Genomic DNA, 23,832 nt, shown 5'->3' on the forward strand with positions numbered 1-23,832 from the left:
TAATTTCGGCGGTCCGGGCCCCGGGTGCATAAGGCATTATCGGCCGCGCAACGGGAGATATCCTCCTTGCCTTGCGGAACACCGCGGTCAGGATTGTGCGCAAATGGCCAAGACCCCTGTGATTGCGATTGTGGACGATGATGAAGGCGTTCGCGCTTCGCTTGCGAGCCTGGTGCGTTCGCTCGGCTACGAGGCCGATGCCTACGAGTCCGGCCTGGACTTCCTGCGGCATGCGCCGGGAGACGATCCGGCATGCATGATCACCGACGTGCAGATGCCGGTCATCACGGGCGATGAGCTGCAGGCCCAATTGATTGCCGCCGGCCGCCGCTTCCCGATCATCTTCATGACCGCATTTCCAAGCGAATCCGTGCGCCAGCGTGTGATGGCCGCGGGCGCGCATTGCTATCTCGGCAAGCCCTCCAGCGGCGATGAGATCATCCGCTGCCTCGAAGAGGCGCTGGCAGGCCACGCGCCGTAGCCCGCCTATTCGTCCCTCGCGCAACGGCCCTCCTCCCCAACCATACGTGCATTCCGACAACTGGGTTGATGGACCGGAAATACCGGCAGGAACTGCAAACCTCATAATCGTCGTCGACTTTTTCGACTTCGGCCGGGCGGCACGCTCTGCCGAAAAACGGATGAGGCACGATGCCCGTGAACGCCACCAGTGCTGCCGCGCCGTCCCCGTTGGTCTTCGCCGGCTTCCCGGCAAGCTCCTGGGGCTTCGCGCTGCGGGTATGGCTGGCGATGATGCTCGCACTCTATGCGAGCTTCTGGCTCGAGCTCGAATCCCCCTCGTCGGCGGCCTTGACCGTGGCGATCCTGGCTTTGCCGACACGCGGTCAGGGCATGGAAAAGGCCGGTTACCGGCTGCTCGCGACGGCGATTGGGGTCATGGCATCGATTGCGATCGCCGGCGTGTTTTCTCAGACCGACGGCCTCCTGCTCGCCGTGCTCGGCATCTGGGTCGGGCTCTGCGTCTATGTCGCCGCCATGTTGGACGGCAATCGTGCCTATGCGGCGGCGCTCGGCTGCATCACCGTTGCCCTGATCGCCATCCAGCAGATCGACACGCCGCTCCAGGTGTTTCCGGCCGGCATCGCGCGCGGTGCCGCCATCGGCATCGGGGTGCTTGCGGTGGCGCTTGTCAACGAGGTGCTGGCCGCGCCGAACTATCATCCGGTACTGGCAGGCCGCATCGAGGCGCTGTACGACCGGGTCAAGGCCCTCACGCACGGTACCGACCTTGACTCCGCAGCGGCTGCCGCGAGCCTGTTGCACGACATCGCTGCGATACGTCCGGAGATCGCCAGCCTTACCACGGAATCGAGCATCGGCACGGCACGGACCGCGGCCGCGCGTTCCGCGCTGGTCGACCTCGTCAGCGTCCTCTCCCTTGAGCGCATGCTCGCGGCGCTCCCGGTCACGTCCGCCCCGGCGCAGAGTGCGAACGGCCCGGACCAGAAGGCGGCCAGGCTGACGGCCATTTCCCGATCCTGGCTCCGCAGCGAGATCAGCCATAAGCTTGCCCAGGTCCGCAGCAGCCTCGATGCGCTGCACCAAGGGGTACGTCCGTATCATGCATGGCGAGCGCCGCTCTACCGCTCGCGCCGCATCGCGGCGAACACCGGCGCACGGGCCGCGATCTCATTCACGCTGATCGCGATCTTCTTCGTCCTGACAGGCTGGCCGACCACCGAGCTCTGCCTCTCGCTCGTCGCGGTGATCCTCGGCCTCGGCTCGACGGCGCCCGCGCCACGCACCTTCACGATGGTGACGGTGATGGCGATGCCGATCGCCTGCGCGCTGGCGGGCATCCTGAAATATTTCGTCTTCAACGGCGTGTCCGAATTTCAACTGCTGGCGATCGGTCTCGCGCCTGTAGTCATCGGCTTCGCGCTGCTGATCTCGTCGCCGAACCCGCTGCTGTCTTCCCTCGGCCGGCTCACGCTGGTGTTCACGATCGCCGTCCTCGCACCGACCAACCCGCAGAACTACGACCCCGACGTCTTTCTCGTGACGAGCTTCTTTGCCTGCCTGTCGTCCGTGCTCGTGCTCGCAGCGCAGACGCTGCTGCCTCCATTGTCGGGCGACCAGCGAGTTCGTCTGCTGTTGCGAGAGGCCACGGACCAGCTGGGCCAGCTCGACCGCTGGCGAGTTCGAGACCTCGCGCCAGAGGAAGCCGCGTTTCGCGACGCGGGGCGAGTCGAACAGATTTTGAGCGCAAACGGCGCCTCGGCTCTCAATGGTCAGATCGCGGCGAAGGCGATGCGCTGTTTCGACCAGGTTGAGAGCTTGCGACGCTGCCGCGCTGAACTGGAGCGGCTGACTCAAGGTCCGCTCGCCCGGCTGGTGCAGGACGCACGCGACGCCCTCGCCCAGCGCAACGGTGCCGCGATCCTCGCCGCTGCCGGGGCGCTGAGCAAGGCGGCATCGCAAAACAACCTGTCCGCGAATTCGGCCATCGCCGTGCTGGTTCCGGCAGCTACCATATTTGCACCATCGCAGTCTCCAACAGAGCCCAGCCAAGGCAAGCAGCCATGACAAACACATATCGGGAGCTCGTCATCGGTGGCGTGCTCATTGCTCCCATCGTCTCCTATGCCGCAATCGCGCTGCTTGCGTTCCTGATGCTTCGCCCGCTGCTGCGCTTCGTCGGCTTCGCGAGAGTCTTCAGCAACCCGTCGCTGGCCGAACTTTGCCTCTACGTGGCGATGTTCGGCACGCTCGCGCTGTTCTTCTAGGAGACGTGCCATGGAAGCCACCCTGCCTCGGGACGTCACCCCGCTTCACGGCGAGCCCCCAGCCGAAGCACCGGTCGATGCCGCAGACGCCGTGGACGGTTCAAACGCGCCGCAGACCGTGGCGCGCGACACCAGCGATCGGGCACTGCACAGCATCAGCCCCTCCGCATGGGCTACGCCTGCCACGAGGCGCCTGCGCCAAGCGGTCGGCCGCTTCATGCGCGGTGCCGGCAGGCACCTTGCGACACTCGGCATCGCATTGGTCGCAATTCTCATAGCGGCTTCAACCTGGCAGCACTACGTCACCGCGCCCTGGACGCGGAACGGCAGCGTCCGCGTGCAGGTCGCCAACGTGGCGCCGCAAGTGGCGGGCAAGATCGTGGAGCTTCGGGTGGCCGACAACCAGTTCGTCCACAAGGGCGACATCCTCTACGTGATCGATCCGTTCGACTTCGAGGTGGCCGTTCGGGTCGGCAAGGCTCTGGTCGACCAGCGGGCGGCGGACCTCGTGGTGAAGCAGGCCGAGTTCGACCGCCGGCAGCACCTGTCCGATCTTGCGACGACGCCCGAAGAACAGCAAATCTATGCAGGCAACGCGGCGCAGGCGAAGGCTGCCTACGAGGCTGCGGCGCACCAGCTCGCACAGGCGGAACTGAACCTGAAGCGTACGAGCGTGGTCAGTCCCGTCGATGGTTACGTCACCAACCTCCTGTTGCGCGCGGGAGACTATGCCGTCACCGGCGTCAGCAACGTTTCCGTGATCGATTCCAACAGTTTCTGGATCGACGGCTATTTCGAGGAAACCAAGATGGCGCGGGTTTGCATCGGCGATCGCGCCGAAGCACAACTGATCGGCTATCCCAAGCCGATATTGGGACATGTGAAGACCGTGACGCGCGGCGTCAGCGTGTCGAACGCAGCCGCGGGCACACAGGGCCTGCCCACCGTGGACCCGATCTACACCTGGGTGCGGCTCGCGCAGCGCGTACCGGTTCGCCTCGCCATCGACACCGTGCCACCCGATGTGCCGCTCGTCTCCGGCATGACAGCGACGGTGACGATCCGGCAGCCATCCGCGAGCGAGGGCCAAACCTGGCTCGACCGGTTCCGCGCGAACTTCGTCGATCCCGTCTCCGATCTGTTCGGCGCAGGCCGCCCGCCTCGTCCGGACTGCCTGCAGGCGACATCGCAGCAACGCCCCGAGGTGGAAGCACTTCCCTATACGCGCGAGCCCGCGGTTCCTCCGGCAGAGAAGATCGCACCCGGCTTAACACCCGGCATCGACGCCTCGCCACGCCTGCCCTGAAGCAGGCCAGGACGCTTGACCTGGACGAGACGCACCATGCGTCTCGTCCCTTCCGCACGCACCAGCGCGGCAGCCAGCACGAGTTCCGTGCGGCAACCTGACCTCGACACCCGCGAAGGCCCGGTCTCACGTACTGCGTGCGGGCCTCTTGTGGATCATGCGAAATGAGAAACGGCGGGGGTTCATGAAATACTCTGGCTGCGGGATCGGCGATGGTGTGCGTGTTAAGTGACTGAGACCCCCAAGTCACGGCTCGAGCCTCCCTCCTCCCTAGGCATCCGAGCATTTTAGGGGCCGTCCTCCCCCAAGGGACGGCCCCCTTTTTTTCGACGGCACAATGGGCGATCGAGGGCATCGTCCCGTTCGTGATTTGCCGGCGCAAGCTAGAGGATTACGTGACGCGTGAGCCAGGTGCGGACGCCCTGAAGGCTCCTGAAATCATCCAGCGCGTGCGCGGGAACTCCGGGCGCGGTTTCCGCAGCCATGCGGCTCAGCGCATGTCCCGGCCCTAGCTCGAGAAACCCTGTCGCGCCCGCTTCGACACAGGCTTGCAGGCAATCGGCCCATTGCACGGTTTGCGAGATCTGCGCGGCGAGTTTGTCGAGACCAGTCCCGGGGGAGACGACCGGAGCGGCATCGATTCCGCTCAGAATGCGCGCACCGGTCCGCGGGGGGAACATCACCGATGCCTCGTGCAAGGTCTGACGAAAGACGGCAGACGCCGCGGCGAGTCGTTCGGTGTGGGAGGCGACCTCGACCGGCAACGCAACGATCCTTGCGTGCATCGCCCGCGCGTCTCGGACAAAATCGCTTAGCGCCTCACGGCCGCCGCCGATGACAAAGGCATCGCCCGGATTGACGATGGCGACCGCCGTACCGTGACACTCGCAAAGGCGATCGACCTCGTCCCGGGAAGGACCGTGGACGAAGATCAGTCCGTCACCGGTGTGCGTGGCCGCATTCATGACCTCCGCCCGGCGTGCCACGAGGTCCAGCGTGACGGTCGCGTCAAGCAGGCCGCCGACACCCCAGGCCGCGACCTCGCCGACACTATAGCCGGCAATGATGGCGCTAGGTGGAATGGCATCTCCGAGCGCGGCCGCGGCGGCGAGGGCCTGCAAGGTGCACAGAACCTGGCCAGCACGATTGCGATGCAGGGCCTCGTCGGATTCCGCGCGCGCGAAATTGCGTGGATCCTTGCCGCCCAGCAATGTCGCCGCATGCGCAAACAGGGGCGCGGCCTCCGGCGCATCGCCCGTGAGGGCGAACATATCGCGATGCTGCCCGCCCTGCCCCGAACAAAGGATTGCCAATGTCATGGTCACGCCCTAATGCGGAAAGAGCAGCGCAATCACAATCGCCAGCGTCGGAACGCTGAATGCGGTGCTGGCGATAACCATGGACCCCACCCTTGCGGAATCCAGCCGGTAGTTGACCGCGAACAAAATCCCGAAAAAGCCCGAGGGAACCGCGGCGAGCAGAATGGCCGTCTTCGCTGCATCCTGCGCGATCGGAAGGACGAGAATGACCGCGACAGCCAACAACGGGCGGACGATGTCCGAGGCCACCGTTGCAGCGCTGATCTTCCAATCCAGCCGAAACGATTGCGCCGACAGAATGGCTCCGGTGAGGAACAGGGCGACGCCGGCTGCCGAGCTTCCGATCAGGGCGAGGCTCGCATGAGCCAGCGCGCCGAGGCTGACGTCCGACAACGAGAACACGATGCCGAGCGCGGGCGCCAGCACCACCGGCTTGGTGATCGCACGGCGGACTGCCGTCAAGATCTGCCGCGCCGCCATTTCTTCGCCACGAGCCTTGGCGGCACCCATTTCCGCTACGATCAGGGTCAATGGGCTGATGAGGATCGAGCCCGCCGCCAATGCGACGGCAACCGGAACGGCGCCGGTTGGACCCACGACTGAGGTCATGATCGGAAGACCCACCCCGGCGAGATTCGGGAAGCCGATCGTCAACGCCTGCAGGGCGGCCTCGGACTGGGAGAGCTTGGAGAGCCGACGTGCGACAAAATACCAGGCAAGATAGAGCAGCAGCATCGTGACGCCGAGCACCAGGAAGAGCGGTACCTGGTCGATCATCTCACGGCGCGACGCTGAGGCGGTCGCGGCGAACAGTGAAGCGGGCAATGCAAAATCCATCACGAGCGCGTTGAGAGCGTCGACATGGAGATTGTCGACGACATGAAGTTTTCCGGCCGCGTATCCCAACAAGAGAACGAAGAAGATCGGCACGAGCGCCATCAGGATTGCATTGGACATCATCGGCATGGGCTCTCATGGGCATCGACAAAGAGTGTCATCGCGAGCAAATCGGCCGATCCACCCGGGCTGAGACGACGGGCGACGAAGCTGTCATGGATCGATTGCGCCCGCGTACGCCAACCGGGCACGCTGACGCCGCCGGCATCGATGAAGCATCGCGCCGCATCATGCGCAAAGCGAAGGCCGTCGAACCCACCGCGATGCAGGAGGTTGGTGTCCTCGACCGAGGCGATCAGGGCAAAGCATGCCTCGACCCGGGCGGCTTCAGTATCTTCCGGCACGGCATGCGCCACCCTGCGCAGCGCCGGCAATCCGATCCGGTAGACGCTGGGAAATCCGTTCGCGGCCTCGGTACGCGCACCGCCGGCGTGAAAACGGCGTCGGGCCGCGCTGCCGTGGCTATGCAACAGCACCGGACCGTCGAGGATGCCGTCGCTCCACAGGCGCCTCACGACCTCGCCAAGCGAAAGCTCGGGATCGACCAGCCCGCCGGCCCTCGCACCGGCCGCCGCACACAACAGGCCGAGCCCGAAGATCGCGCCGCGATGCGTGTTGACGCCAGAGGTCGCTACAAACATCGCGTGCTCGGCCTCGAGGCCGATGATCCGCAGCCGCCCCATGCCGCAAGCGCGCGCGCCTGCATCGGCCAGGCGCTGAAGATGGGGCTCGATCGCCGCAGCGCTGCGACGGAACGTGCCGGCATCCATATCAACGTGACTGCCATTGTCGATATGACTCACGAGCCCCGGCTTCGGCCAGGTTTCCAGCTCCTCGACGAGGCAGCGGGCGGCGATGGCGCCGATGGCGGAAACGTCGGGCGTGATGCGCGCCCGCCGCTGAACCGACCGTTCCAAACCTCGCATGGCCGCGGTGATCATGATCCCCTCGCTCCGGAAATGAATCGATCCCTGCCGAGCAGGATCACGCTCTCGATGCTTTTCACCAGGAGCTCGCTACCGCCGCCGTGGAGTTCGCGCCAGTTCACGGCAGCACCATCCGCCCGCATCAGTTCGCCATCGATCCGCATCGGTGCTTCGATCTCGATCGCAGCCACATCGGCAACGAAACGATCGACGTCGGTTTCACCGCGAAACTCGAACAGCACGTCGAGGTCCGATCGGTCCGTCACGTAGTCGAGCCCGGTCAGCGACTGCCAGGCCAGGCTGCCGAAGACGCGCGCGTCCACCGAGTGACGAAGCTCCAACCGGTCGAGCCGATCGAGCGTCGGCCACCAGTTGCGCGGCGCGTAAGCCCGCGCCTGCCGCAGCGACGGCGGTCTCGCGACCGAGACGACGTGGTCGATATCAACCAGGAGGGAGATCCGCTTCTTGCCGGCCGATGGCGGCAATGGCAAGCCCAGAGCAAGACCGGCTTCCTCGCATGGCAGAGCGCGCCGCCTGATCGCTGGCCAGCCCATTTTGGACCAACGTGCGACCAACGCATCGGTAGCGAGATCGCCGCGCGCTTCCAGCATCGCACGCCATCCCGCCGGGCTGACGAAAACGAGGTCATGACGATCTGGTGAGCGCTCACCGTGCTTGCAGGGCCAGGTCACGAACCCGCTCCGCAATATCAGCGGCCTTCAGCCGGCCACCACGCGCCTTACCAAGCGCATCCCGCTGGTCTCGCGCGGCCGGCATGTCGGCCAGCAGCGCCTCCAGTTGATCAGCGAGCGAGGCGTCATTGCTCCATGTCATGTGAACCGCGCCCATCTGCACGAGATTGGACAGCCCCGGCGCGAACACCGGCGTCGACTTCGCCTTTTCCTCGAGCGCTTCCATCGATAGCTTGGTGACCTTCGCCATCGACGGCAGGTCCATCACTGCAGGGTGCGCACCGGGCAATCCGACCAGCACGCGGGTTGCAAGTCCCGTCGCGAGCAGAGCGCCCGCCGCCGAGTGACCGTAGAGAAGGCCGATGGTCGGGCGGCCGTTCATGTCCGCGTGGATCAACACTTTCGCCAGATGCGCAAGGAATTCGTTCAGCCCGAGCAACTCGTCGCGCTTGCTCATGCGCTGGCTGTCGCTATCGACGAGCACCAGGATCGGGCCAGAGTCCCGGCCGATCGACGCCAGGACATGGCCGGACAATCTGATCGCCTCGTCGACGCCCAGTGCGGTTCGATCCGCGACACCGAGGACGAGCATTTTGTCGCCGCGTCGCAGCGTCGCCGAGCCGAGAAGGACGCCTTTGTCGTTCCTGATCTCATGGCCCTTTGGGAACAGCGAGGCGAGAATGTCATCGAGCGTCACGGCTGGTCCTCCCGATCCTGTCGGCGAGCGTAATGAACTGGTCGGCCGGCAGCTCCGGAACCGTTTCAGCATGCGCGATGCCTTGCGCCGCCCAGATGTCGACGGCATCCAAGCAGGCACCGTAGCGGCTTAGCCGGTCGGCAAGCCGCTCCTGCTCCGCCTTCAAGCGGTCGAGGCCGAAAGGTCCGATCAGACCCAGCAGTTCCAACGCGGCCTCGCGGAAATCCTGCACGTTGTCATCGGCAAAGACGTCGGCGGCGCCGAGCAGCCGGCGATGCTTGCCGCCCATGGTGCGCCAGACCAGCGCGCGGTCGCGGGAGTCGAACTCCTCGACGCCGCGATTGGTCTCGATGACCTCGGGGCCCGACACCGCGATCCGCCCGGGCTCCGAGACGGCGAGAGCCGAGCAGCAGCCTGCAATCAACCCACCGCCGCCGTAGCATCCGGCCCGGCCGCCGATCAGGCCGACCACCTTCACGCCGGCGCTGCGTGCCTCCATCACCGCCCGCATGATCTCGGCGATGGCGAGCTCGCCCGCATTGGCTTCCTGCAACCGGACGCCGCCGGTGTCGAACAGGATCAGGACGGGCATCGATGCGATCTGGCTTGCCGCGCGGAGCAACCCGATCAGCTTGGCGCCATGCACCTCGCCGAAGGCGCCGCCCATGAAACGGCCCTCCTGTGCGGCGACGAACACCGGCGAGTCATCGAGGCGGCCATGGCCGACGACGATGCCGTCGTCGAACTGCTCGGGCAGATCAAAAATCTTCAGATGCGGACTGACCTCGCGCCGCTCCGGACCGATGAACTCGACGAAGCTGCCGGCGTCAAGCAGCAGCTCCAGCCGCGAGCGGGCCGACGCTTCGTAGAAGCTGGTGCTGCGGGCGCGCTCGGCCGGTGTGACGTCCTCGAGTGGTGTGGTCATTGGCCGTTCTCCGTGATCAATCGCACTGCCTGCGCCAACCGAAGCGAGACCGTATCGGGGCGCGCGCCGCCGTCATTGATCGAGAATCTCAGCCCGCCGGGCGAATAGCGCTCGACGAAATCGCCGATTACGGCGGTCCAGACCTCGCCGAAGCCAACCGCCGCGGTCCTGATCTCGATGGCGCATTCCGCATCCGGGAGGACACGTTCCACCAGCACCTCCAGATTGCCCGAAGCGACAACGCCGACGATCGCGCTCTGCCTGGCGCCGCCGGCCCTGGTACGAACGCTGTGCTGAAACCTAAGATCTTCCATGGCCCGTCCTCACCAGTTCCTGAACTTCGACGGCGGCGCGTAGAGTCCGCCAGACCAGCGCACGAGATCCTTGATCGAGCGCGCCGCGAGCAGGCTGCGATCCGCATCGAGCGGATTGATGCCGAGATCCTCCGGGCGCCGGATCACCCCGCGTTCGCGCAAGTGCGCGACCATGCGGTGATCCCGCCGACGGCCGACATCGGTGTAGCCGGCGACGCCGCGGATGGCGTGCTCACGCTCCTGCGCAGTACGGCACAGCAGCAGGTTGGCAACGCCCTCCTCGGTGACGATGTGCGTGACGTCGTCGCCATAGATCATGATCGGCGCGAGCTCGAGCTCCAGCTTCTCCGCGAGTTCGATGGCATCGAGCTTCTCGACGAACAGCGGTACGTTCTTGTCGCCGAACGTCTCGCCGATCTGCACCACCAGCTTGCGGCCGCGGCGCATCAGGGGAGAGCCGTCGGGATCGGACTCCGCCCCGGCCTTCAGCCAGGGCTCGCTCGGATGACGCCGGCCGCGCGCATCCGCTCCCATGTTCGGCGCGCCGCCGAACCCGGCGATGCGGGAGGTGGTGACGGTCGACGAATTTCCCTGCAGATCGATCTGCAAGGTGGAGCCGATAAACATGTCGCAGGCATAGAGCCCGGCGGTCTGGCAAAAGGCGCGGTTGGAGCGCAGCGAGCCGTCGGGGCCGGTGAAGTAGACGTCGGATCGAGCGCGGATGTAGTCGTCCATGCCGACCTCCGAGCCGAACGAGTGGATCTGCCGGACCCACCCGGATTCGATCGCGGGAATGAGTGCGGGATGCGGGTTCAGAGCAAAATGGGTTGCGATCTTGCCCTTGAGGCCGAGCCGCTCGCCGAAGGTCGGCAGCAGGAGCTCGATCGCGGCCGTACTGAAGCCGATGCCGTGATTGAGCCGCTGCACGCCATAGGGAGCATAGATTCCCTTGATCGCGAGCATCGCGGTCAGGATCTGTCCCTCGGTGATCGCGGCCGGATCGCGCGTGAACAGCGGCTCGACGAAGAACGGCTTGTCGGACTTGACGACAAAGTGGACGCGATCCGCCGGGATGTCGACCCGCGGAACCTGCTCAACGATCTCGTTGACCTGGGCGATCACGATGCCGTCCTTGAAGGCCGTTGCCTCCACCACGGTCGGCGTGTCCTCGGTGTTCGGACCGGTGTAGAGATTTCCGTCATGGTCGGCGCTAACGGCAGCGATCAGCGCAACGTGCGGCGTCAAGTCGATGAAGTAGCGCGCGAACAGTTCGAGATAGGTGTGGACCGCGCCCAGCTCGATCTTGCCGCCGAACAGCATGCGCGCGATGCGGGCCGACTGCGGCCCGGAATAGGCATAGTCCAGCCGCTTCGCGACGCCGCGGTCGAACAGATCCAGATGTTCCGGAAGAACGACGCCCGACTGCACCATGTGCAGATCGTTGACCCTGGAGAGGTCGACCGCGAGCAGCGCGCGACTGAGCAGATCGGCCTGCTTCTGGTTGTCGCCTTCCAGGCAGATCCGGTCGCCCGGCCGGATCACGGCCTCGAGCAGGCGCGTGGCATTGCCCGCGTCCACGACTTTGCCGCGGGCAAGTCCGCCGCCTGCGGCGATGCGGGCATCACGCGTGGCGCGATTGTTCTGCCAGCTCGTCATGGCCTTTGCTCCTTGACGCGCGTCAGGTCACGAACCGGTCCTCGACTTGCGCTGGTCTTCTCGATCACGCTCATGGAATTCTCCGGGGGTGGGCAGTCAGGCCGGCGGGAGTGCTGCCTCTCCCGCCGGCCCTCCGTTCACCGGCCGTGCGTTAGGACCGGCAAAATGCGGCGTCAGCGGGTGACCGGTTGTTCGATGCTGCGCGCTGCGCGCGTGATGACAGCCGCCACTTCCTTGGGATGTGACTCGTAGACCGAGTGGCTCGCGCCCGGGATCACCGTGGTGTGGCTCTTGGCACGCTCGTAGTACCAGCGCTCCAGATCGGGATTGATGATCTGGTCGCCGCCGGCAACGATGCCCCAGCTCGGCTTGGTCTTCCACGCAGCCGCCGTCAGTGGGGTGCTGAACACCTGTGCCGCGGCCAGGACCTGGGAGCGTGCCACGAACTCGGCGCGCTCACGCGGCAGATCGGGCGCGAACAGTTTCGGAAATTGCACGGGATCGAGATAGGTGAACTTGTCCGGCGTGACCTTGATGACGCCCTCGGCCTTTCCAAGCACGCTCGGCGTCTTCTTGCCAAGCGCCGATTCATCCTCGCCGACATCGGGGGCGTGCGCGGCGACGTAGACGAGGCCGGCGACTTTGGGATGAACGCCGGCCTCGGTGATGATCGAGCCGCCATAGCTGTGGCCGACGAGGAGTGTCGGACCATCCTGGAGATCGAGAATCCGCTTCGCTGCCGTGACGTCGTCGGCGAACGACGTTTCCGGCTCCTGCACCATGGTCACGCGGAAGCCTTCCTTGCTCAGGATTTCGTAGACCGGCTTCCAGCCGGACGCATCCACCCAGGCGCCGTGCACCAGGACGATGTTCTTAACGGGTTCCGCACGCGCCGGGGCGACGCTCGCGAACAGGGAAAGAGCTGCAGCAAAGGCGAGACCTGTGTTGAGGTGTTTCATGTCGGGATCACTCCGGGTTGGAACGATGCGACACTACGTTGGCCGCTTGCCTGCGTATTTCGGCAAACAACGGCCCTTGCCACTTCGCACGCCGGGAATTATCGGCCGCAGCTCTGATCCAGCTCACGCTCCGGTTTCTCTGATGGCACGATCTCGTGCGTATGCAAAGCGGCCGACGTTCGCAAGCGAAAGACGGCGCGTATCGGTCCTGTCATTCGAGACAGACGTTCGCTACCGACACGAGAGGATCGACAATGACATCGAATTCACTCATCCGAATTGCAGCTGCCACTATAATCCTCCTGCAGGCGGCATCCCCGGCCCATGCTGCGTCCTGCGAAGATTCGATCGGGCGTGTCCAGGCACAGCTGGACGCCGCGATCGAGAAGAATGCCGGCGCACATGGCTGGAGCACGGAAAGCCTCGATGCACTGCGCGGTCATCAGCCCACGCCACGATCGCTGGCGCAAGCGGAAGGCGCGAGCGGAGTGTACCTTCGACTCGCGCTCGATGCCCTCGACCGCGCACGCGCCGCGGACGGCTCCAGCGACATCGCCACATGCCGCCGGGAGCTGTCCGAAGCAAAGCGACTGCTTCGGAAGGGACCCCAATGATCCCGGGGTGGATAGCTTTCGATCGTGCGGCCAGACAGCGGGACGTGCATTCAGGGAATACCGGCACGCCGGCCGCTCCCTATCGTTCCGCACACATGAAAGAATCCGGAGCAGCCCATGCGAGAACAGCTCTCATTGAACAGGTTCGGATGCCACCGATTTGCATCGATGCATCTGGGCGTGGCGCTCGCAACCAGCCTGATTTGGCTGATCCCGGCCGCGGCGAATGCGCAGATGACGCTGCCGACAACGCTGCCTCCTGTCGGCATGTCTGCAACCTCGCCGCTCAACCTGGGCTCCACGCGGCCAGAAGGCATTCCGCTGGGCTCGACCGAAATCGCCACCCCTGGCGTATCTCCGATCAATCCTTCGCAAGCAATGACGAACTGCCCCCCATCAGGGAATACCGGATCGTCGGGGGCCTTGTTTGACGGCGGCGGGCTCTCCGGAAGCCCGTCACTCGGCTGCCCCGACGGCACGACGACCCAGGCGGCCTTGCCACCCTCGACATCGACGGTCGGACGCGTCGGGATTCCGCTCGGATCCACCGAGCTCGGCGGCGCCGGAATCAGTCCGTCCCTGCCGGTACCCGGCCCTGCCCCCATGGGCAGCACGAGCTCAATCGACGGTTCCGGCAATCCCTGAGATCAAGAAGGACCATCACCGTGAAACGGAAGCTCACCCTTGCACTGGTTGCTCTGGCCGCGATCCTGATCGGCGCAAGCCTCTGGTTCTACGGCAGCGACCACAGGCCGGTCGTGGCGGCCGCGCCGGTGCCAGCTGCCGTGCCGGTCGTCGCAGCCACCGTCACCGGCAAGGACGTCCCGATCTATCTGCGCGGCATCGGCACCGTGATCGCGTACAACACCGACGTCGTGCGCAGCCAGATTCAGGGGCAGATCGTCAAGATCGCCTTCACCGAGGGACAGACCGTCAAGGCCGGCGACCTGCTCGCCCAGATTGATCCGCGTCCCTACGAGGCGCAGATCGAGCAACTGACGGCCAACCGCGACAGGGACCAGGCGCAGCTCGTGAACGCCGAGGCCAATCTCGCACGCTACAATCAGCTCGGCGACAAGGGCTACGCGACCCCGCAACTGATCGAGACGCAGACGGCGCAGGTGGCGCAGCTCAAGGCGGCCGTGAAGGCCGACCAGGCGTTGATCGATCAGGCCAACGTCCAGCTCAGCTACACGCGCCTGACCTCGGCCATTCCCGGCATCACGGGCGTCCGCCAGATCGATGTCGGCAACGTGATCCATCCGACCGACCCCAATGGCCTCGTCGTCGTCACCCAGATCGAACCGATCTCGCTGCTGTTCACCCTGCCGCAGACCGACCTGCCCTTAATCCAGGAGCACGCTGCGAAGGGACCGCTGAAGGTCATTGCCTACAGCCAGGACAACAAGATGAAGCTAGACGAGGGCACGCTGCTGCTGGTCAACAACGAAATCGCAGGGACGACCGGCACCGTCCAGCTCAAGGCGGTGTTCCCGAATCGTGAGCACCGGCTGTGGCCGGGCCAGCTTGTGAACGCGCGCCTGCTGCTCGAAATTCAGAAGGACGCGCTCACTGTCGCGGGCTCGGCCGTGCAGCAGGGACCGAACGGCAGCTATGTCTACGTCGTGACCAAGGACCAGACGGCCGCCTTGCGCCCCGTTCACGTCGCACAGATCAGTGATGGCCAGGCACTGATCGACCAGGGGCTGAAGTCAGGTGACGTGGTCGTGGTCGACGGCCAGTATCGGCTGACGGAAGGCAGCCGCGTCCGGGAACTGCATGGCAAAGCTGCGCAGGAAGCCGACCTGCAGAGCGCCGTGCAGGACGCGATCCCATGAACCTCTCGGCGCCCTTCATCCTGCGGCCGATCGCAACCGCGCTGCTGATGGCCGGCTTGCTGCTGTGCGGCCTTGCGGCCTATCCACTGCTGCCGGTCGGTGCGCTGCCGAACGTCAACTACCCGACGATCCAGATCTCGGCGCAATTGCCCGGCGCCGATCCGGGCACCATTGCTTCGTCGCTCGCCACACCGCTCGAGCAGCAGCTCAGCCAGATCCCCGGCATCACCCAGCTCACCTCGTCCAGTGCGCTCGGCGTGGCCCAGCTCACGGTGCAATTCGAGCTGTCGCGGACGGTGGACAGCGCGGCGGTGGACGTGCTGGCCGCGATCAATGCCGCCAGCCCCTTCCTGCCGCCGAACATCCCGTACCCGCCAACGATCAGGAAGGTGAATCCGGCGGAGACGCCGATCATGCTGATCGCGCTGACGTCGGACTCGCTGCCGCTGACCACGGTCGATGCCTACGCGGAAAATATCCTGCTGCCGAAGATTTCGCAGGTGCCAGGTGTCGGCCTCGTCGGCATCGGCGGCCAGCAGAAGCCGGCGATCCGTGTTCGCGTCAATCCGCAAGCGCTTGCCGCCCGCGGTATCGGTCTCGAAGACGTCCGCAACGTCATCGCCGGCGCCAATGTCGATCTGCCCAAGGGCACGCTCAACAGCCCGCGTGTCACCTACACGCTGAACACCAACGACCAGCTGCTGAAGCCCTCCGCCTATGAAGACCTCATCATCGCGTATCGCAACGGCTCGCCGGTGCGAATCCGCGATATCGGCACGGCGATCGAGGCGCCGGAAAACGATCTCCTGGCCGGCTGGTACGGCAAAGAGCGCGCCATTATTCTGGCGGTCCAGCGGGTGCCCGGCGCCAATGTGATCGAAACGGTCGACCACATCAAGAAGCTGCTGCCGCAGCTGCAGGCCTCCGTTCCGCCGGCGATCAAGGTGACGATCGCCGCCGATCGCACCGCCACCATTCGCGCAGCGGTTTCCGACGTCCAATTCACATTGCTCCTGACCGTTGCCCTGGTGGTGATGGTCATATTCCTGTTCCTGCGGAATTTCTGGGCCACCGTCATTCCGGCAATCACCGTTCCCCTGGCGCTGATCGGGACGTTCGCGGTGCTCTATGTGCTCGGCTACAGCCTGGACAACCTCTCGCTGATGGCACTGTCGATCGCGGTCGGCTTCGTGGTGGACGATGCGGTCGTGGTCATCGAGAACATCGTGCGCCATCTCGAACAGGGCATGACGCCGCTGGAGGCGGCACTCAAGGGCTCCGCCGAGATCGGCTTCACGATCGTCTCCATCACCTTGTCGCTGATTGCAGTGTTCATCCCGCTGTTCCTGATGGGCGGCTATGTCGGCAAGCTGTTCCAGGAATTCGCCGTCACCATAACCGCATCGTTGCTGCTGTCGCTGGTCATCTCGCTCACCCTGACGCCCATGATGTGCGCGCGCCTCCTGAAGGACGATTCGCGAAGGAAGCACGGCCGGATCTATCTCCTGTTCGAACGCGGCTTCGATGCCCTGCTTGCACTCTACGCGCGGGGCTTGCGCGTGGTGCTGCGGCATCGCTTCGCGACGCTGCTCGTCATGCTCTCGACTGTCGCGTTGACCGGCTACCTCTACGTGATCATCCCGAAGGGATTCTTCCCGCAACAGGACACCGGGCAGATCGTCGGCATCACCGAGGCCGCCCAGGACATCTCCTTCCCCGCCATGTCCGAACGCCAGCAGGCGATCGTCGACATCCTATCGAAGGATCCGGCAATCCAGTCGGTGGCGAGCTATATCGGGCCGGGGGGCCCAACCGCAACGCTCAACCAGGGGCGCATCTTCATCGTGCTGAAGCCGAAGCCGGAGCGCAAGGCGAGCGCCGACCAGATCATAGATCGGCTGCGCCCGCGGCTTGCCCATATCCAGGGCATCACGCTCTATATGCAGGCGGCGCAAGACATCACAATCGGCGCGCGCCTGTCGAAGACGCAGTATCAGTACACCCTGACGGACGCCGATTCCAACGAGCTCACCCACTGGTCGGCGATCTTCCTGGAGAAGCTCCGCGCGCTCGACGTCATCAGCGACGTCGCAAGCGACCAGGCCAACGCCGGCCCACGGCTGGAGGTCACCGTCAATCGCGAGGTCGCCTCGAGCTTCGGAATCCTGCCCACGACGATCGACAATGCGCTCGACGACGCTTTCGGCCAGCGCATCGTCTCCACCATGTTCACCTCGCTGAACCAGTACCATGTCGTGATGGAGGTCGATCCGCGCTTCCAGTACGGACCCGAAGCGCTCAAGGACATCTACCTGAACTCGGCCAGCGGCCAGCAGGTCCCGCTCAGCACGCTGGTCCATGCCGTCATCAAGCCTGCGCCCATCCTGATCAACCACCAGAGCCTGTTTCCCTCGGTGACGATCTCGTTCAACCTGCGGCCAGGCGTCGCGCTGGGCGATGCGGTGACGGCGATCCAGAAGATCGAGAAGGACACCGGAAAGCCCGCCTCGCTGTCGACGTCGTTCCAGGGCAACGCCCAGGCCTTCCAGTCCTCCCTGTCCGGCACGCCGCTGCTGATCGGGGCCGCGTTGATCGTGATCTACATCATTCTCGGTGTTCTCTATGAGAGCCTGATCCACCCGATCACGATCCTGTCGACGCTGCCTTCGGCGGGTATCGGCGCACTGCTGCTGCTGCTGGCTGTCCACATGGACCTCAGCGTCATCGCCATCATCGGCATCATCCTGCTGATCGGCATCGTCAAGAAAAACGGCATCATGCTGGTCGATTTCGCGCTCGAAGTGGAGCGCCGGCACGGGCTCAGCCCTGAAGAGGCGATCTACCAGGCCTGCACGCTGCGCTTCCGCCCGATCCTGATGACGACGATGGCTGCGCTGCTCGGCGGCGTGCCGCTGATGGTCGGCTCCGGCACCGGTGCGGAGCTGCGCCAGCCGCTCGGCTACACGATCGTCGGCGGCCTGATGCTGTCGCAGATCCTGACGCTCTACACCACGCCCGTCGTCTATCTCTATCTCGATCGGCTCGGCAACTGGCTCACCGGGCGCAAGCCGCAGGCCGCCAAGACATCCATCCCATCCACGACCGAGGCACAGACGGAATTGAGCCATGAATCCGCTTGAGAAAGTGACGACCAGCATGACCGCCGAAAAACTGGTGACCGTCACGCCCGAGATGACAGTCGGCCATGTGGTGCCGGGCATGCCTGAAGTCTACGGCACGCCGATAATGATCCTGCACATGGAAATGGCTGCCGGATCGGCAGTTCAGCCGTTCCTTCCCGCAGGTCATGTCAGCGTCGGGATGATGGTCAATATTCGCCATCTGGCCGCGACGCCGGTCGGCCGCACGGTGCGGGCGACGGCACGGGTCATTGCGATCGACGCCAGAAGCGTCCTGTTCGAGGTCGAGGCCTGGGAGGGCGACCGCAAGATCGGCGACGGCACCCACCGCCGTGGCGTCGTCAATGTCGCCGAGTTCGAGCAGCGATTCGGCGTCACGAGGCCAACCGCCGAGATGGCCCAGGATCGCATCCAGCAAGCCCGATCGCAGTTTCGTGCGTTTTGACAAGACGCCTGCGAAAACGCAAAAGACCTCCCGTCGGCGGCGCGCTAGACCTTCCGCATGATGCTCGAACGCCTAGGTGGCTCACCCCCCGTACAGCCCCAGCGATGGTGGCGGCGTTTGCTGCCGATCCAGACAATACAGGATCGGATTCTGCTGTGGGCTTGGGGTAGCCTTGTTCTGACCCTGCTGTCCTTCGCCTGTTCACTGCTTGGAGACAATTTCACGGCGATCGCTTTCGCTGCTTTTTTAGCCGCTTCGCTGACGCTCGTTGGCGCGATCATGGATATCACGGCCCTGAAGAAGGCCAGTGCCGAGCTGGAGCGGAGCGAGCAGCGCTACCGCCAGCTGTTCAACCGCATGCCGATCGCATTCCGGCAGCTCGACGCCAGCAGACTCGTTGCGCTGTTCCGAAAGCTGCGTGCCGAGGGCGTCAAGGACCTCGGCGCCTATTTCGACAGCCATCCCGAATTCCTCCGCACCTGCATGGATGCGCTCACGTTTCAGGAGGCCAACGAACGAGCCATCCAGATGTTCGGGGGAGGCGTCGAAAGCTTCGTCGGACGTTCCATGGCGGACACCTGGAGGGAACGGCCCGATACGTTCCGCCGGGCGATGGAGTCCCGCTATCGCGGCGAGACGAATTTCGAGGAAGAGACCAAGATGGTCACTTGGGACGGTCGCATCGTCGACGTTCTCTTCACGACCGCGCGCGTCGGCCCTATCAATGATCTCGAAATAAGCCTGGTCGGCACGATCGACATCTCACAGCGTCTTCGCGCCCAGCAGAAGCTCCAGCAGGTACAGGCCGAGTTCGCGCATGCCGCCCGGGTCTCGATGCTCGGCGAGCTCACCGCATCGATCGCCCACGAAGTCAATCAGCCCCTCGCAGCCATCGCCACCAATGGCGCCGCCGGACTGCGATGGCTGAACAGGCCCACTCCCGATATCGTCGAGATCCGCAAGACCATCGAAAACATCGCCGTAGATGCGCAGCGGGCGGCGAACATCGTGGCGCGCGTTCACGGAATGGCTTCCCGGAGGGCCCCCGAACAGACATCGCTGTCATTTGATGAAATCATTCGCGAAGCGCTTCTCTTCCTCCGGCACGAACTCGAATCCCGCGCGGTGACGATCGTGCATCGGCCCGACCCGAGCGCGCCGCAGGTGCTCGGTGATCGCACCCAGCTCCAGCAGGTGATCGTCAATCTGGCCATCAACGCGGTGCAGGCAATGACGCAGGCCGGATATGACGATCGCCGGATCGTCATCAGCACGATCACGCCGGACCCGTCGACACTATGCTGCTCTGTTGAGGACAACGGGCCTGGCATCGATGCCGAACATGTCGGTCGGCTCTTCGACAGCTTCTTTACGACCAAGGAGACCGGGATGGGCATGGGACTGTCCATCTGCCGGTCGATCGTCGAAGCGCATGGAGGCCGGATCGGCGCGGAAGGCAATGGCGCGCATGGCGGAGCCCGTTTCTGGTTCACGCTGCCGGTCTCCGTCCGGGCGGATGCGCCGTGCTGCGATGCGTGACCGCAACGCGCCTGTCGCTGGCTCTATTCCCGGGCCGCAGCCGAGCGCACAAGGCGAATCGGAACGCCCTTGTACGACGGCGTGAAGCTGAGAGGATCCCGGGCATAGAGCGGGACCAGCGGATTGGTTTCCGGATAGTACGCGGCGCAGCAGCCGGTCGGGAACGAATAGGCCACCACGCGGAAGTTGCGCACGATCCGCTCGGCGCCATCGGTTGATACGGTGATCAGGTCGACGCGGTCGCCGTCGACCAGTCCCCGCTTCTTCAGCTCATACTCGTTGAGGAAGACCACGTCGCGCTGGCCGAACACGCCGCGGTAGCGGTCGGACATCGAGTAGAGCGTGGTGTTGTACTGATCGTGGCTGCGTATGGTGGTGAGCCAGAGGAAATCGGCATCGCTCTGCGGGTCTTCGCCGCACCCCGGAAACACCAGGAAGTTCGCCTTGCCCGACGGCGTCGCCCATATCCGCTCGCGCGCCGTCGAGGTGAGGTGGAAGCCGCCGGGGACACGAATACGGGCATTGTAACCCTGGAAAATCGGGAACACCGCCTCGATCGCATCGCGGATCCTGTCGTAGTCGGCAACGAAGCCGTCCCAGTCGACCACGGTGCGTTCGCCCAGCGTCGCCTTGGCGACGCCGGCAATGATCGCAACCTCGCTGCGCAGATGCTCCGATGCAGGCTTGTTGCGGCCGCCGGACGCATGCACCATCGACATCGAGTCCTCCACCGTGATCGACTGTGGCCCCGACGCCTGGACATCGATCTCGGTGCGTCCGAGGCATGGCAGGATAAGGGCCGCGCGGCCATGAATCAGGTGGCTGCGGTTGAGCTTGGTCGAGACGTGGACGGTGAGATCGAGCTTGCCGAGTGCCGCCTGGGTCGCTTGCCAGTCTGGAATGGCCGCGGCGAAATTGCCGCCCATTGCGAAGAAGGCCTTCACCTCGCCGCGGATCATCGCCTCTAGCGCGGTCACGACGTTGTGTCCCGGCGCGGCCGGCGGCTTGAAGCCGAAGCGTTGCTCGAGGCGCTCGAGGAAGTCTGCCTTGGGAACCTCGGTGATCCCCACGGTGCGATCGCCCTGCACGTTGGAATGGCCTCGAACCGGGCAGACGCCGGCGCCTTCTCGTCCGACATTGCCGCGCAGCAGCGCAAGATTGGCGATCTGCTGCACGTTGTGCGCGCCGCGCCAGTGCTGGGTGATGCCCATGCCGTAGACGATGATGGCACGCTCGGCCTTCCTGTACGCGCCGGCGGCGTATTCCATGTCCTCGCGCGTCAGGCCGGACTGACGCTCGATGTCGGGCCATTGCGTGCGCTTGAGGTCGTCGATCAGGGTTTCGACACCGACGGTGTGGCCGCGAATAAAGTCCCAGTCCAGGATCTCCGGCTGCTCGGCGACGCGGGCGGCCTCGTCCGCCTCGACCAGGATCTTCATGATCCCTTTGAGGACAGCGACGTCGCCGCCGACCCGCACCTGGAAGAGCTTCGAGCTGATCGTCGTCGAGCTCAGCGTGATCATCTCGATCGGGCTCTGCGGCGCCTGAAAGCGCTCCAGCGCACGTTCGCGAAACGGGTTGAACGAGATGATCGATGCGCCGCGGCGCGCCGCATTGCGCAGGCTGGTCATCATCCGCGGGCTGTTGGTGCCCGGATTCTGGCCGAAGATGAAGATGCAATCGGCCTTGTCGAAGTCCTCCAGCAGCACGGTGCCCTTGCCGACCCCGAGTGAGTACGGCAGGCCGACGCTGGTCGCCTCATGGCACATGTTCGAGCAGTCGGGGAAATTGTTGGTACCGTATTCGCGCACGAAGAGCTGGTAGAGGAAAGCTGCTTCGTTCGAGGTCCGCCCGGAAGTGTAGAATTCCGCCATGTTCGGATCCGGCAGCGCCTTTAGCTCACGTCCGATCATGTCGAACGCATCGCTCCATTCCACCGGGACATAGCGGTCGGATGCGGCATCATAGGCCATCGGATGCGTGAGGCGTCCGACCATTTCGAGATCATAATCATTCCAGCTGGCGAGCTCGGTGACGGTGTGCTCCGCGAAGAACTCCGGTGTGCAGCGCTTTGACGTCGCCTCCCAGGCGATCGCCTTGCCGCCGTTCTCACAGAATTCGAACGAAGAAGTGTGCTTCGGATCGGGCCATGCGCAACCGGGACAATCAAAGCCCTGCGGCTGATTCATCCGGCTCAGCGTCGCCGCGCCCTTCAGCGGCACCCGCTGCACCAGAAGCGCCTCGCTGAGCGCCTTGAGTGCGCCCCAGCCGCCGGCAGGCTCACGGTAGGGACGAACCGATTTCTTGGTCATCTCGATGTCTCTCGATCTTGCGCTTCTCCGGGTCAGTTAACGATCACGCGGGCAGAGCCGTCTTTTCAAAACGAAGCCGAATTTCTCAATTGCACACGGCCGAGCCCGGCCGGCTTGCCGCAACAGCCCGTGCATTCCGGCAAGAAGAGCGCGTTCGCGGAAGCTGAAGCGGCAAGTGGAGACTAGGTTGGGCGGTTGAAGCCCCGTCGTGACAGAGGGCTTTCGACATATTTTTCAGGAGCGACCCAACATGTTCTCACGACGTGATTTGCTGGCCATGTCCGCGGCAGGCGCCGCCATGGTCGGCACAGGTGCGCAGGCCGCAAGCTTCGGCAATCCGGACGAGCCACCGCAAGGTGCCGTAAACGCCACGAGTCCGGGAAGCCTGACCGATCCCGGTCCGCAGAATCCCGCGCTGGCCAGGCAATTCCCATCGGTGCAGAGCCCGCCCGCGACCGATGTCGGCGGCCTGCCGATGGATTGGGCCTCCTTCAATAATGCGCCGAAGCGCATCCAGAATGGCGGCTGGGCCCGTCAGGTCACCGTTGCGGATTTCGCCATCTCCAAGGAGATATCCGGCGTCAACATGCGGCTGTCCGCCGGCGGCATCCGCGAGCTGCATTGGCATCAGGCCGCCGAATGGGCGATCATGACCTACGGCACCTGCCGCATCACGGTGCTCGACACCCAGGGACGCCCCTATGTCGCCGACGTCAAAGCCGGCGACCTCTGGTATTTCCCGTCGGGCGCGCCTCATTCGTTGCAGGGATTGGGGCCCGACGGCTGCGAGTTCGTGATCTGCTTCGATGACGGCCACGCCAATGAGTTCAACACGCTGCTGGTAACGGATTGGCTCGCCCATACCCCGCCCGAGGTCCTGGCGAAGAATTTCGGCGTCCCAGCCGAGGCCTTCGCAAAGATCCCGCTGCACAATCTCTGGATCTTCCAGGGGACGGTGCCCGGCGATCTCGCCGCCGATCGCGCCGCAGTCGCCAGGCACGCCGAAGCGCCGCCCTACCCCTTTGTCCACTCGCTCGGCAGCTCGACCCCGGTCAAGGAGAGCTCTGCCGGAAGCATCCGCGTTGCCGACAGCAGCAACTTCAAGGTGTCCACGACCGTCGCCGCGGCACTGGTGACGATGCCGCCGGGAGCGGTCCGGGAAATGCACTGGCACCCGAACGCCGACGAATGGCAGTACTACATCAAGGGCAAGGCGCGGATGACGGTGTTCGACACCGGTCCGAACGCGCTGACGACGGATTTCGCGGCCGGCGACATCGGCTATGTCCGGCGCAATCTCGGCCATTATGTCGAGAATGTCGGCGATACCGAGCTGCAGTTCGTCGGCGTGTTCCGTGCGCCGCGCTACGAGGAGGTCTCGCTCACCAACTGGCTGACGCACACACCGCCCAAGCTCGTCGCCCAGCATTTCAACATCGACGAGAAGCTGATCGCGAAATGGCCGGACAACAGTCCCGGCGTCATGCCCAAGTCCTGAAGGAAGCC

20 protein-coding genes are annotated in these 23,832 nt (G+C 64.7%); 10 read left to right on the forward strand and 10 right to left on the reverse strand.

Translation table 11 applies throughout. The annotated features are described in order from the left end of the window. Positions 1-103 precede the first annotated feature (103 nt). From IVB23_RS06235 to IVB23_RS06250, 4 genes are all read left to right on the forward strand, one after another. Positions 104-481, forward strand: a complete 378-nt coding sequence (locus tag IVB23_RS06235) for a response regulator (RefSeq protein WP_061882103.1) — start codon at positions 104-106, stop codon at positions 479-481. A gap of 170 nt (positions 482-651) precedes the next feature. Next, entirely contained in the window at positions 652-2,547 is a 1,896-nt protein-coding gene (locus tag IVB23_RS06240) for an FUSC family protein (RefSeq protein ID WP_247802960.1), read from the forward strand. Continuing rightward, positions 2,544-2,747, forward strand: a complete 204-nt coding sequence (locus tag IVB23_RS06245; protein WP_028179429.1) for a DUF1656 domain-containing protein — start codon at positions 2,544-2,546, stop codon at positions 2,745-2,747. The genes IVB23_RS06240 and IVB23_RS06245 overlap by 4 nt, the downstream gene beginning before the upstream one ends. 10 nt (positions 2,748-2,757) lie before the next feature. Further along, a complete protein-coding gene (locus IVB23_RS06250) occupies positions 2,758-4,053 on the forward strand; it encodes an HlyD family secretion protein (protein WP_247802961.1) in 1,296 nt (431 codons plus the stop codon). Between the two features lie 383 nt (positions 4,054-4,436). Here IVB23_RS06250 and IVB23_RS06255 read toward each other — a convergent pair whose 3' ends face one another. From IVB23_RS06255 to IVB23_RS06295, 9 genes are all read right to left on the reverse strand, one after another. Beyond that, positions 4,437-5,372: an acyltransferase domain-containing protein gene (locus IVB23_RS06255; protein WP_247804780.1), complete on the reverse strand. Its 936-nt coding sequence runs from the start codon at positions 5,370-5,372 to the stop codon at positions 4,437-4,439. A gap of 9 nt (positions 5,373-5,381) precedes the next feature. Beyond that, entirely contained in the window at positions 5,382-6,332 is a 951-nt protein-coding gene (locus IVB23_RS06260) for an AEC family transporter (RefSeq protein WP_061882306.1), read from the reverse strand. After that, entirely contained in the window at positions 6,329-7,210 is an 882-nt protein-coding gene (gene mdcB / locus IVB23_RS06265; RefSeq protein ID WP_197965497.1) for a triphosphoribosyl-dephospho-CoA synthase MdcB, read from the reverse strand. Before mdcB ends, IVB23_RS06260 begins: the two co-directional genes overlap by 4 nt. Further along, positions 7,207-7,887 (reverse strand): malonate decarboxylase holo-[acyl-carrier-protein] synthase, encoded by a 681-nt coding sequence (gene mdcG, locus IVB23_RS06270; protein WP_197965496.1) that lies wholly within the window; start codon positions 7,885-7,887, stop codon positions 7,207-7,209. The genes mdcB and mdcG overlap by 4 nt, the downstream gene beginning before the upstream one ends. Further along, entirely contained in the window at positions 7,862-8,584 is a 723-nt protein-coding gene (mdcE, locus tag IVB23_RS06275; RefSeq protein ID WP_247802962.1) for a biotin-independent malonate decarboxylase subunit gamma, read from the reverse strand. Before mdcE ends, mdcG begins: the two co-directional genes overlap by 26 nt. Continuing rightward, a complete protein-coding gene (locus IVB23_RS06280; RefSeq protein ID WP_247802963.1) occupies positions 8,571-9,509 on the reverse strand; it encodes a biotin-independent malonate decarboxylase subunit beta in 939 nt (312 codons plus the stop codon). The genes mdcE and IVB23_RS06280 overlap by 14 nt, the downstream gene beginning before the upstream one ends. Continuing rightward, positions 9,506-9,823: a malonate decarboxylase acyl carrier protein gene (gene mdcC / locus IVB23_RS06285; RefSeq protein WP_061882095.1), complete on the reverse strand. Its 318-nt coding sequence runs from the start codon at positions 9,821-9,823 to the stop codon at positions 9,506-9,508. Before mdcC ends, IVB23_RS06280 begins: the two co-directional genes overlap by 4 nt. A 9-nt stretch (positions 9,824-9,832) precedes the next feature. Further along, positions 9,833-11,479: a malonate decarboxylase subunit alpha gene (gene mdcA / locus IVB23_RS06290; RefSeq protein WP_247802964.1), complete on the reverse strand. Its 1,647-nt coding sequence runs from the start codon at positions 11,477-11,479 to the stop codon at positions 9,833-9,835. 173 nt (positions 11,480-11,652) lie between these two features. Continuing rightward, complete coding sequence (locus IVB23_RS06295) at positions 11,653-12,438, reverse strand: alpha/beta hydrolase (protein ID WP_247802965.1); 786 nt, start codon at positions 12,436-12,438, stop codon at positions 11,653-11,655. A 731-nt stretch (positions 12,439-13,169) separates the two neighbouring features. On the opposite strand from IVB23_RS06295, the gene IVB23_RS06300 reads away from it, so the two are divergent. The 5 genes from IVB23_RS06300 to IVB23_RS06320 all read left to right on the forward strand — a co-directional run bounded on the left by IVB23_RS06300 (position 13,170) and on the right by IVB23_RS06320 (position 20,014). Beyond that, positions 13,170-13,697 carry a hypothetical protein gene (locus IVB23_RS06300; protein WP_063816704.1) on the forward strand — a complete coding sequence of 176 codons (528 nt, stop codon included), beginning with the start codon at positions 13,170-13,172 and terminating at the stop codon, positions 13,695-13,697. A 20-nt stretch (positions 13,698-13,717) separates the two neighbouring features. Next, complete coding sequence (locus IVB23_RS06305) at positions 13,718-14,890, forward strand: efflux RND transporter periplasmic adaptor subunit (protein WP_247802966.1); 1,173 nt, start codon at positions 13,718-13,720, stop codon at positions 14,888-14,890. Then, positions 14,887-18,030, forward strand: coding sequence for an efflux RND transporter permease subunit (locus IVB23_RS06310; protein ID WP_247802967.1), 3,144 nt, complete (start codon positions 14,887-14,889; stop codon positions 18,028-18,030). Before IVB23_RS06305 ends, IVB23_RS06310 begins: the two co-directional genes overlap by 4 nt. Beyond that, entirely contained in the window at positions 18,017-18,475 is a 459-nt protein-coding gene (locus IVB23_RS06315; protein ID WP_061882089.1) for a thioesterase family protein, read from the forward strand. Before IVB23_RS06310 ends, IVB23_RS06315 begins: the two co-directional genes overlap by 14 nt. Positions 18,476-18,592: 117 nt before the next feature. Further along, positions 18,593-20,014 carry an ATP-binding protein gene (locus tag IVB23_RS06320; protein WP_245312168.1) on the forward strand — a complete coding sequence of 474 codons (1,422 nt, stop codon included), beginning with the start codon at positions 18,593-18,595 and terminating at the stop codon, positions 20,012-20,014. A gap of 23 nt (positions 20,015-20,037) precedes the next feature. Here the strand turns inward: IVB23_RS06320 and IVB23_RS06325 are convergent, their stop codons facing one another. Next, positions 20,038-22,326 (reverse strand): FdhF/YdeP family oxidoreductase, encoded by a 2,289-nt coding sequence (locus IVB23_RS06325; RefSeq protein WP_247802968.1) that lies wholly within the window; start codon positions 22,324-22,326, stop codon positions 20,038-20,040. Positions 22,327-22,576: 250 nt separating this feature from the next. On the opposite strand from IVB23_RS06325, the gene IVB23_RS06330 reads away from it, so the two are divergent. After that, positions 22,577-23,824, forward strand: coding sequence for a cupin domain-containing protein (locus IVB23_RS06330; RefSeq protein WP_061882086.1), 1,248 nt, complete (start codon positions 22,577-22,579; stop codon positions 23,822-23,824). The last annotated feature ends 8 nt before the right edge of the window (positions 23,825-23,832 follow it).

This window comes from Bradyrhizobium sp. 191, from assembly GCF_023100985.1.
GTDB classification, from domain to species: Bacteria; Pseudomonadota; Alphaproteobacteria; order Rhizobiales; family Xanthobacteraceae; genus Bradyrhizobium; species Bradyrhizobium diversitatis.